Here is a 10,589-nt window from a genome sequence, read left to right on the forward strand (position 1 = left end):
CAGGCTGAGAGATGGGGGGCTGAGTTAGTTACCGAGGATGTGATATCGGTGGATTTGAGTCAGCGTCCTTTTACTGTTCGGTCTGAGGAACGAGAAGTTAGAACTCATAGTATTGTAATTGCTACGGGGGCGACGGCGAAGAGGTTAGGGCTGCCCAACGAGCATGAGTTTTGGAGTCGGGGGATCTCGGCTTGTGCGATTTGTGATGGTGCGACACCGATCTTCCACGGTGCGGAACTGGCTGTGGTTGGTGGGGGTGACTCGGCGGCTGAGGAATCAGTTTACTTGACTAAATATGGCGATCGCGTTCATATGCTGATTCGCGGCGACAAGCTGCGGGCAAGTAAAGCGATGCAGGATCGGGTTCTGAATAACCCCAGAATTACCGTTCACTGGAACTCTCAGCCAGTGGATGTTGTCGGTGAAGATGGTCGGATGACCGGGATTAAGCTCAAACATACTCAAACGGGTGAAGAGAGTGTTCTCCCTGTTAAAGGATTGTTCTACGCGGTTGGTCATCAGCCCAACACCTCCCTATTTAAGGGGCAGATGGAATTGGATGAAGTTGGTTACATCGTGACGAAGCCTGGTTCGGTGGAGACGAGTGTAGAAGGTGTCTTTGCTGCGGGGGATGTCCAGGATCGTGAATATCGTCAGGCGATTACTGCGGCGGGTACTGGCTGTATGGCGGCAATGTTGGCGGAACGGTGGCTATCTGTTAATGGTTTGCTCCACGAGTATCGTCAGCAGATACATACGTCTGAAGAGCCAGATACACCGGCAGATGAGCCTGGTGATAAGATAGCTGAGCTGAATCCAGAAGCGGCGTTTAACCCGCAGGCGACGAGGCATGAGGGTAGCTATGCGTTGCGGAAGCTATTTCATGATAGCGATCGCCTGCTGATGGTCAAATACGTCTCGCCCAATTGCGGACCTTGCCATACGCTAAAGCCGATCTTAAATAAGGTGGTGGATGAGTTCGATGGCAAAATTCACTTTGTAGAAATTGACATCGCGGAAGATAGAGACATTGCCGAGAATGCTGGTGTTACCGGAACGCCTACAGTGCAGTTCTTCAAAAACAAAGAATTAGTGGGTGAGATGAAGGGCGTTAAGCAAAAGAGCCAGTTCCGCCAAATGATTGAGCAATATGTCTAGCAAGGGTTTTAGGAATCAGGCGCATAGAATTCGCAGCTATACCAACAAAACCCGCTAGACAAGGGTTTAAAATGAAGTCCGCGTAGCATCCGGACTTCGCTTTCTGTTCCCTTCTTCTGAAGGGGGGTTGGCGTAGCCGCGATTTATCATCGCCAGGATATATTGATGACCCCGACAAAACTTCCCTTACCTCGACTTTTACGTTTATCTGGGCGTCCCAGTCTCTCCATGCAGATGATGCGGGTGGGAATTGTTATCACCTTGATGTTCGTGCTAATAGCTTTTCTCACTCCCGCATTTCAGGCTTGGGGATGGGTGCAAAATCCCTTGGAGTCCTTAGCTAATCCGATTCATGAGCCGCCCTCGTGGCGTCATTGGTTTGGTACCAGTCGCCAAGGGTACGATGTTTTCTCGCGGACGCTGTTTGGGAGTCAAGCGGCGCTGCAAGTGGTTATCTTAGCAACCGTGTTGAGCCTTGTCATCGGGGTGCCGTTGGGTTTAGTCAGCGGTTATTTGGGTGGTAGGTTGGATCGGGTGCTGCTATTTTTGATGGATACAATTTATACGTTACCGGGGCTGTTGCTGTCGGTGACGCTGGCGTTTGTGGTGGGACGAGGGGTCTTAAATGCCGCGATCGCGCTCAGCATTTCCTACATTCCCCAATATTATCGAGTCGTCCGCAACCATACGGTTAGTGTTAAAACAGAACTGTTCATCGAAGCCGCTCAAGCAATGGGGGCAGACACTTGGAGGGTTCTCTCTCGCTACCTGTTTCTTAATGTGATTCAGAGCGTGCCTGTATTATTCACTCTGAATGCTGCCGATGCAATTTTGATTTTGGGCAGTTTGGGTTTTCTAGGGTTAGGGCTTGCCGATCAGGTTCCAGAATGGGGCTACGATCTCCGTCAGGCGCTGGATGCTCTGCCTACTGGCATTTGGTGGACAGCGCTTTTCCCAGGCTTAGCGATGACGCTGATGGTGGTAGGGTTGTCTCTGGTGGGAGAAGGATTAAGCGAGTTTGTGAATCCCCGGTTGCGGAGAGAAAATTGGAACCAAAAATCCCCTGAATAGAGTCAAATATTTTATCGGTAATGGGTAATCGAAACCTTTTTATACAATGACCCATTACCAACGATCCATTACCAATAAGCACTGCTGCTGAGATATGAAAGACAATATTTCTTTAATTGCTGCCGCTACAGGTGGTTTTATGTTATCTATTGCGATCGCTGGGATACTTAGGGCGGCACCTGTCACAGGTTTGAAGGTGCAAGCCAGTCCCAACACAGCCCAAGTAGCGGATTTGCAGCTTAAACCTGTTTATCCCGATGAAACTGTTAGTTATACCCTGAATGAAAGGTTTTCTGTAAAAAATTCAATGCGCGTTCTTCCACAAATTAAGGGGGCGTTGAATAGTTTTCACACTTTGACGGAAAAAAGTAAATCTGCTTTGGGAGAAAAAGCTATCTCTGAGGTAGGGAATACTGATTGGGAAGTTCAAAACTTGGGCTTTACTAACTGGGTTGCTTCCGTTGAAGGGACAATTAAAAAGCAAGATTATCAGATGAAAAAGCTGGAGTTTGAATTAGCGAAAAAGCAGTATGAAGACAAAGAAATTGTAAAAGCAGTATTAGACCAGAAAGCGGTAAGTTATCAGCAGGCTAAGCAAGAATTTCAAAAGTTCTGGAATTCCTTTAAAATTTCAGACTGATATTAAGGGTCGTGGATTAAATAACTGACGAACTTCACCTTCTGTAGGGGCATTGCATTGCAATGCCCCTATAGAAGAAATTGGGACTTTATAAATCAGCTCTAAAGGTTGGGAAAAGTGACAAATGGCATGAATATAGATAAGTGGTATTAGTTTTTGGAAATTAGAAGAACGGTTGTGGTGAATCGGGAAGTAATTGGCATTGATCTGGGAGGAACGGCAATTAAGCTGGGGAGGTTCCGCGAGGATGGGACTTGCTTGGAGTCGTTGAGTGTGGCGACACCGCAACCGGCAACACCGACAGCGGTTTTGGATGCGATGATAGAAGCGATCGCGCATCTCGATCCGGAAAGACACGCGATCGCGCTCGGTATCGGTACCCCTGGTCCCGCCGATGCATCCGGTCGAATTGCTAGAGTCGCGATTAACCTGGCAGGCTGGCATGATGTACCCCTGGCAGATTGGTTAGAAGCCAAAACAGGTTTACCCACAGTTCTCGCCAATGATGCTAACTGTGCTGGGATGGGAGAAGCTTGGTTAGGAGCTGGACGCCATTACCGGAATTTGATTCTGCTAACACTTGGTACAGGTGTGGGGGGTGCGATTATCCTCGATGGGAACCTGTTTGTGGGTCATCAAGGTGCCGCCGCTGAGCTAGGATTAATTACCTTAAATCCAGAGGGTCCGCCCTGTAATAGCGGCAATCAAGGCTCTTTAGAGCAATATGCCTCAGTAGCCGCCATTCGCCGCCGCACGGGGTTAGAACCAGAGGAACTGGGCAAGTTGGCAAGGGCAGGCGACCCGCAAGTATTAGAATTTTGGCAAAGCTACGGACGCGATCTCGGTGTTGGATTATCGAGTCTCATTTATGTTTTAACGCCGGAAGCGATTGTCATTGGCGGCGGCGTTAGTGCAAGTGCAGAATTTTTCTTTCCGGCTGCACTTGCAGAAATTGAGCGGCGGGTGCTGAAGAGTTCCCGTGAGGGTTTGCACCTATTAAAAGCTGAGTTAGGCAACCAAGCTGGAATGGTTGGGGCGGCAAAATTGGCTTGGCAAATTTTGAAGACTGAAAGTTGAGGGTTGAGGGCTGGGGACTGAGGGTTGAGGATTGAGGAGTGTTAGTCTCAGCACTTGTCGTTCTCCCTACTGGTTAAAATGAGTGCCCGGTTTTCTGTTTGATATATTCCAAAATTTTCTGATAGCAATCCGGGTCATTCTGCTTGTTGATAATGATGGGAATAGCACTATTCGGCAACCAGAACGTGAGCCTACCGTTAGAAGAATAGGAAAAGCTACTGATACGGTTGAGATCGACTACATATTCATTCCGTTCATAACTAACTTTGATCCAAGATGCTGCCAGTGAATGGAAGCTAACTTGTTGAATATAGTCCATTACTTGCTGATAGCCATCCGGGTTACTTTGACGGTTGATAATAATTGGGATGGCACTATCAGGCAACCAAAAAGTTACCTTACCGTTCGGGGTGCAAGCGAAGGCACTGATGCGGTCAAGATCGATTACATATTCATTTCGCTCATAACTCACTTTAATCCAATACGCCACATGACCTCCTCACATTAAGGTGAGTTCTGGCACTGACAACGCTCCCCCGCGCAAGTGGTTGGTGGAAAGCAGGACGTGAAGCGATCGCTTTCCGTCCTGCTGGAATTGCCAGCAACTGTTAAGATACCTCAGCTGCTTGGAGCGTCGCATCTTCTTGGGTAGGCTGTGAGGAGTCAGAACGAGCAAGTCCGGGGTCAAGCTGGGCTAGTGCCGCTTGAATCAATCCCTGGAACATCGGGTGGGGATTACTGGGTCGAGAGCTAAATTCCGGGTGGAATTGGGTGGCAATAAAGAAAGGATGGTTAGGTAGTTCAATAATTTCCACTAATCGCCCATCCGGCGAGGTACCGCTGATCGCATAGCCGGTTTCTAAAAACAGGTTGCGATAAGCATTATTAAACTCATACCGATGCCGATGCCGTTCGTAAACCACTTCTTCTTGATAGAGCCGGAAGGCTAGAGTATTGGGCGCTAAACGACAAGCATATAGCCCCAAGCGCATCGTGCCGCCCAAATCCACCACATCTTGCTGTTCCGGTAACAGGTTGATCACCGGATTCGATCCATTCGGGGCAAATTCAGCACTATTGGCATCTTCTAATCCTGCGACGTGTCGCGCCCATTCAATCACCGAACATTGCATCCCCAGACACAAACCGAGGAAGGGGATCTGGTTTTTACGGGCGTATTCAATCGCCGCAATTTTGCCATCGACACCCCGAACGCCAAAACCTCCAGGTACTACAATGCCGTTCACACCAGCCAGGTAAGTTTCGGCACTGCCCGATTCGATGCTTTCCGAGCTAACCCAACGGAGGTTAAGGTCACAATTCACTGCGATCGCTGCATGGCGCAAAGCTTCCAACACTGAGAGATAGGCATCTGTTAACCTTACATATTTACCAACGATGGCAATCTCTATCCGGTGAGTTGGATGATATAGGCGATCTACTAAGATTTTCCACTGGCTCAAGTTGGGTTGGCGTTGCTCTAGTTGCAACAATTCTAGGGTTTGCTGTGCTAGTCCTTCCCGTTCTAAAATCAACGGCACTTCGTAGATACTTTTGGCATCTTGGGCTGTAATCACGCACTCGACGGGAACATCGCAGAACTCTGAGATTTTTTCTTTGAGTCCTGGGTGTAGAGGGCGATCGCATCTACAAACTAAAATATCCGGTTGAATCCCGATCGACCGCAATTCCTTCACCGAATGCTGCGTCGGCTTGGTTTTCATCTCCCCTGCTGAGGGAATCCACGGCATCAGGGTTACGTGCATATACAGCACGTTATGACGCCCCACATCTTTGCGGAACTGACGAATTGCTTCCAAAAATGGCAGGGATTCAATATCGCCCACCGTGCCGCCAATTTCCGTAATCACCACATCCGGGTTAGTATTTTTGGCAACTCGCTGGATGCGATCTTTGATTTCATTCGTAATATGGGGAATTACCTGGACGGTGCCCCCCATATAATCGCCACGACGCTCTTTATTGAGTACCGCTTGGTAAATCGAGCCAGTTGTGACGCTATTGAGCCGAGACATGGACGTATCGGTGAAGCGTTCGTAGTGCCCCAAGTCCAAATCCGTCTCGGCACCATCTGCCGTTACGAACACTTCTCCGTGCTGAAAAGGACTCATCGTCCCCGGATCGACGTTAATATACGGATCTAATTTCAGGATAGAAACCGAATAGTCACGCGACTTCAGCAAGCGTCCTAAACTTGCTGCTACAATTCCCTTGCCGATACTGGAAACCACGCCGCCGGTGACAAAGACAAACTTAGTCATAAAATGCTTAAAAGAAGAGCCATGTCGGCAACCCACCCCGTTAATTGTGCCACAGTCTTAACGAGTTGTTCGTTGCTTGTTGTTTGCAGTCTGCGATCGGTGATCGCTGGTTTGTAAAACCTTGGCAGAGTGGCTTTGTTGGCTGCCTTATCACCTATCCTATAGGAACGATAACAAGGCTAACAGTTGCTTTGCGATCGCTTATAGACCTTCAAACCCCTCAAAGGACTGACGACGGACAATTCCCACGCTTGGGCGATCGCGCTTTTGGTACGGTTTAACCCCTGAGTGACACTATTTTTGGCTTTGACTGATACCTCCCGACTTCGCTGCTAGCATTCTGGTATTAGCACTTTGCCTTTACCGGAAGTTAGACGAAATCGATAGCTTCGTTCCTTTCAATGCCATCAATCCCACTCGTTTTCCTGCCAATTAGATTCTAAACTATTGATACCTGGTAATGCTTCGACCTCTGTAAATTGCTTGATAATTAAAATACTATTAACTGGATAATCGGTGGGCTAAGACACTAGACATGGCTAAAGTTTACGATGAATTAAATCAGAATCTCCGAGACTTTATTCAGGAGCAGAAAATCTTCTTTACCGCGACTGCACCGAAAGAAGGTCGGATTAATTTGTCGCCTAAAGGAGTAGATACTTTCCGCTGTATTGATAATAATACAGTGGCTTACCTTGATTTAACTGGGAGTGGCAACGAGACCTCCGCTCATTTACATGAACCAGGAAATGGGCGGATGACGATCATGTTTTGCAGCTTTTCTGAAAAGCCTTTGATTCTTCGTTTATACGGTCAGGGAAAAGTAATTTTTCCAAGACATGAAGCTTGGGACAAATTTTATTCCTTGTTTACGCCAATCTTAGGAGAACGTCAGATCGTGGTACTTGAGATAAAATCAGTACAAACTTCATGCGGATATGGCGTGCCCATTTATGAACTGAAAGAAGAAAGAAAAACTATCAGAGAATGGGGTGAAAAAAAAGGGAAACAAGGAATCTTTGACTATTGGTGCGAAAAGAATCAAAAGAGTATCGATGGACTCCCCACAAAACTTTTACAAGATTAAAGAAACTTTTTTACTAATTTTATCCTCTAATTGATGTAAGGAACTTAGGATTTAACATGAGAAACATCCTGGGATTGGCTGTATTAGGGGTGGTTATGGCAGCACCAGTATCGGCAAAACAATCTCTTTACGTTTCCTATCCTCCTGCTAGCCATAAAACCACAGCTGACCGAATTTTCTTAATTGGCACAGCTCCACCGCCAGGAAAAGTGTTGGTGAATGGGAAAGCGATCGCGCGGAGCAAACAGGGGCATTTTGCTCCCAGTTTTCCGTTAAAGCCGGGAGAGAACCTCTTTACGGTGAGCTATCAAGGTCAAGCCGTCAAACTTAAAGTTACGCGGGCTGCCGCCCACCCGGAGCCACCAAAGGGGTTGGCATTTGCCAAAGATTCCCTGACTCCATCGCAGGATCTCGCCAGACTGCCGGGTGAGTTGCTGTGTTTCGGCGCAGTTGCTCCTGCTGACGCCAATGTTTCCGTCAATTTGGCGAATCAAACGATTCCGCTGACTAACCAGCAGCAGGTTGTACAGCTACCAGCGAATTCCGCTGCCTTAACTGCACAAAATCAGCCCTATGCTGTCGCTGGGGCAGGACACTACCTGGGTTGTGCAGCAGCGGCGGCGGCGGCTGATTTGGGTCGTCCCCAGTTCAAAGTAGAAAAAAATGGGCAGATTGTGAGTCAGGAGGGACCGGCGAAGATTCAGATTCTCTCTCCAGCACAGCTAGAGGTGGCTGAGGTGATTGTTGATGCCGGGGTCGCCCGAACCGGGCCAAGTACAGATTATTCTCGCCTGACACCGCTGCCGAAAACTACGCGAGCTACAATTACAGGTCGAGACGGGGAATGGGTGCGCTTGGACTATGGCGGCTGGATTAACAGTAAAGAAGTTCAAATTGTCAAAGGTTCGGTGCCACCGCGATCGCTGATTCGCAGTATTCGCGCTCGGAAGATTGCCGGTGCTACAGAAGTCATTTTTCCCTTACAAGTGCCGGTACCGCTCGTTGTGCAGCAGGGCGATCGCACGTTGACATTAACGCTGTATAACACGACGGCGCAAACGGATATCATTCGCCTCGACCCCGATCCCGTTATTTCTCGCCTGGATTGGCAACAGGTCGCCCCAGAAACCGTTCAATATACGTTTAATCTCAAATCCGCCCAGCAATGGGGTTATACGGTGAGATATGAAGGCACGAGCCTGATTTTATCTCTGCGCCATCCCCCTCGTCTCACCTCTGGCCCCTCCCCTCTCCGTTCTCAGTCTTCCAACAAGCCTTTATCTGGAATCAAAATTGTTCTCGATCCCGGACATGGCGGTGAAGACAGTGGCGCAGGAGGGCCAACCGGCTATCCCGAAAAAGAGGTGACGCTCACCATGTCAAAGCTGATCGCCACTCAGCTAATTGCACGGGGTGCCACAGTGTACCTGACGCGGGAAGTTGATAAGGCGGTGTCGCTGCCAGAACGGGTGGCAATTATTGACGCAGTGAAACCGGCAATTTCGCTTTCAATTCACTACAATTCCCTCCCCGATGAAGGAGATGCCCAGAATACGCAGGGTTTTGGGACTTTTTGGTATCATCCCCAAGCCCACAGCTTAGCGATGTTTCTGCATAACTACATCGTGACTCAGGCGGGGCGTCCTTCCTACGGCGTTTTTTGGGATAACTTAGCCCTCGCGCGTCCTGCCTCTGCACCCTCTGTATTGCTGGAATTAGGTTTTATGAGCAATCCGGAAGAATTTGAATGGGTGGTCAATCCGCAAGCGCAGCAGAAGATGGCGGCAGCGATCGCAGAAGGCGTTACCCAATGGTTCAAAGTCGCTCGGTAAATACTCTTGTCGGCAGTAGGCTGGGTATGGGCATTCCATTTGCCATAATTTGGGCAATGAATTCCCATCCCAGCAATACTAATTAAGTGCCTAATCGGAAGTCTTCGCTTCTGCGGCTTGTTTGGCTTGCTCAATTGTCAAACTTAAAGCCTCTGCGACCTGTTCCACAGTCAACCCTAATGCCAATAATCGAGGCACTGCTTCTAACTTAGCTTTCAGTTCACCTTCTTGCAGTCCTTCTTCTTTAGCTTCCTGCATGACATCTTGAAAGTATCTAGTCTGCTTTAACTCACTGAATCCAAACATTGCTTCCATCTCCTGGCGAGTCATTTGTGGAAACTTGTACAAGACTATTGTCTCAATCAACTCTATAAGTTGCCGCCTGACCCCTTCATCAGCAATTTCTTGGCTGGCTTTATTAAGTAACTGCCTTGCCAAGTCAGCGGCTTTCTTTTTAGTCTCTACAACTAATTTCACCACGCCCACGCCAAGAGATCGATCTGCCGCTTCTCCTAATTCATCTAAATATATCCGTCGAATTCGCGGGCTTGTCAGTAATTCTCGATACTGGGGCTTCACACCTGGATCTAGGCTTTTGCTTCTAAAAATTACCACTCCTCTCCAATCGTTAGCTCGTTCGTATTGAGATAGGTAAAGGAAGATTTCTCCAAAAAAACGCTGATAAAATCTTTCGTCGCGTTGAAATTGTACTTCTACAAAATAAATGGGTTGGTCAGCAGAATCGTCAGAGGGTAGAAATAAACCATCGAGGCGAAAGGCGGTTTGTTTGACTTCAACTGAGGTGAATTGATAGGTGTTACCAGTTGATTCTGGTTGCCCAATCAATTCAAAGAAGATGCTGGGAAAAGTTTGAAATAGTTGATAGAAAATACTGTCAGTTTTCACGCCTTCAGAGCCACTATTGGAAAAAAAATAGGGTGGGCAGTGCCCACCCTATCGTGTTTACACAATAATTAAGCTGTTTGAGCAATGTGATAAGGACTGGTTAATTTATCCAGCTGTTGCACTAACAGACTGAGGAATAAACCGACATCAGTGACGACGCCGACGGATTCGACAGAACCGCGATCGCTCAATTTGGTAACAACGGCTGGGTTAATATCTACGCAGACCATTTTCACCCCGGCTGGTGTCATATTTCCCACTCCAATTGAGTGCAGCATCGAAGAGAGCATCAAAATCATGTCTGCACCTTGCAGCAGTTGGGAATACTCTTCCTGAGCTTTAATTAAGTCCATCTGAGTATCTGGCAAGGGGCCATCATCGCGGATGGAACCGGCAAGGCAGAAGGGGACGCCATTGCGGACGCACTCATACATGACACCGCTGTTAATCGCACCGTTCTCAACAGCTTTGGCAATACTGCCATAACGGCGAATCGTGTTAATTACTTTCAGGTGATGGCGGTGTCCCCCCCGAAC

At 48.1% G+C, this 10,589-nt stretch carries 10 protein-coding genes and 1 pseudogene; 7 read left to right on the top strand and 4 right to left on the bottom strand.

The annotated features are described in order from the left end of the window. From H6F50_RS04265 to H6F50_RS04280, 4 genes are all read left to right on the top strand, one after another. Positions 1 to 1,158, top strand: a 1,158-nt coding sequence (locus tag H6F50_RS04265; protein WP_190426685.1) for an FAD-dependent oxidoreductase, incomplete at its 5' end; no start/stop codon positions are given. A gap of 165 nt (positions 1,159 to 1,323) precedes the next feature. After that, positions 1,324 to 2,229 (top strand): ABC transporter permease, encoded by a 906-nt coding sequence (locus H6F50_RS04270; protein ID WP_190426687.1) that lies wholly within the window; start codon positions 1,324 to 1,326, stop codon positions 2,227 to 2,229. 94 nt (positions 2,230 to 2,323) lie between these two features. Beyond that, on the top strand, positions 2,324 to 2,869 hold the full coding sequence (locus H6F50_RS04275; RefSeq protein ID WP_190426690.1) for a hypothetical protein: 546 nt from the start codon (positions 2,324 to 2,326) through the stop codon (positions 2,867 to 2,869). A 177-nt stretch (positions 2,870 to 3,046) separates the two neighbouring features. Beyond that, positions 3,047 to 3,946 carry an ROK family protein gene (locus H6F50_RS04280; protein WP_190412904.1) on the top strand — a complete coding sequence of 300 codons (900 nt, stop codon included), beginning with the start codon at positions 3,047 to 3,049 and terminating at the stop codon, positions 3,944 to 3,946. A gap of 73 nt (positions 3,947 to 4,019) precedes the next feature. On the opposite strand, the gene H6F50_RS04285 is transcribed toward H6F50_RS04280, so the two are convergent. Then, a complete protein-coding gene (locus H6F50_RS04285) occupies positions 4,020 to 4,436 on the bottom strand; it encodes a hypothetical protein (protein ID WP_190412837.1) in 417 nt (138 codons plus the stop codon). Positions 4,437 to 4,554: 118 nt separating this feature from the next. Continuing rightward, entirely contained in the window at positions 4,555 to 6,228 is a 1,674-nt protein-coding gene (locus tag H6F50_RS04290) for a CTP synthase (RefSeq protein WP_190426692.1), read from the bottom strand. A gap of 65 nt (positions 6,229 to 6,293) precedes the next feature. On the opposite strand from H6F50_RS04290, the gene H6F50_RS04295 reads away from it, so the two are divergent. The 3 genes from H6F50_RS04295 to H6F50_RS04305 all read left to right on the top strand — a co-directional run bounded on the left by H6F50_RS04295 (position 6,294) and on the right by H6F50_RS04305 (position 9,147). Further along, the gene (locus H6F50_RS04295) at positions 6,294 to 6,509 is read left to right on the top strand and encodes a hypothetical protein (protein WP_190426695.1); all 216 of its coding nucleotides are present in this window, start codon (positions 6,294 to 6,296) and stop codon (positions 6,507 to 6,509) included. 254 nt (positions 6,510 to 6,763) lie between these two features. Next, positions 6,764 to 7,315: a pyridoxamine 5'-phosphate oxidase family protein gene (locus tag H6F50_RS04300; RefSeq protein ID WP_190426697.1), complete on the top strand. Its 552-nt coding sequence runs from the start codon at positions 6,764 to 6,766 to the stop codon at positions 7,313 to 7,315. A 56-nt stretch (positions 7,316 to 7,371) separates the two neighbouring features. After that, positions 7,372 to 9,147: an N-acetylmuramoyl-L-alanine amidase gene (locus H6F50_RS04305; protein WP_190426707.1), complete on the top strand. Its 1,776-nt coding sequence runs from the start codon at positions 7,372 to 7,374 to the stop codon at positions 9,145 to 9,147. Positions 9,148 to 9,237: 90 nt separating this feature from the next. Here H6F50_RS04305 and H6F50_RS04310 read toward each other — a convergent pair whose 3' ends face one another. Next, a complete protein-coding gene (locus H6F50_RS04310; RefSeq protein ID WP_190412842.1) occupies positions 9,238 to 10,053 on the bottom strand; it encodes an Rpn family recombination-promoting nuclease/putative transposase in 816 nt (271 codons plus the stop codon). Between the two features lie 68 nt (positions 10,054 to 10,121). Continuing rightward, positions 10,122 to 10,589: pseudogene (locus tag H6F50_RS04315) on the bottom strand (fused N-dimethylarginine dimethylaminohydrolase/saccharopine dehydrogenase domain-containing protein); the annotation flags it as partial.

The organism is Coleofasciculus sp. FACHB-712, assembly GCF_014695635.1.
Lineage (GTDB): Bacteria > Cyanobacteriota > Cyanobacteriia > Cyanobacteriales > FACHB-T130 > FACHB-T130.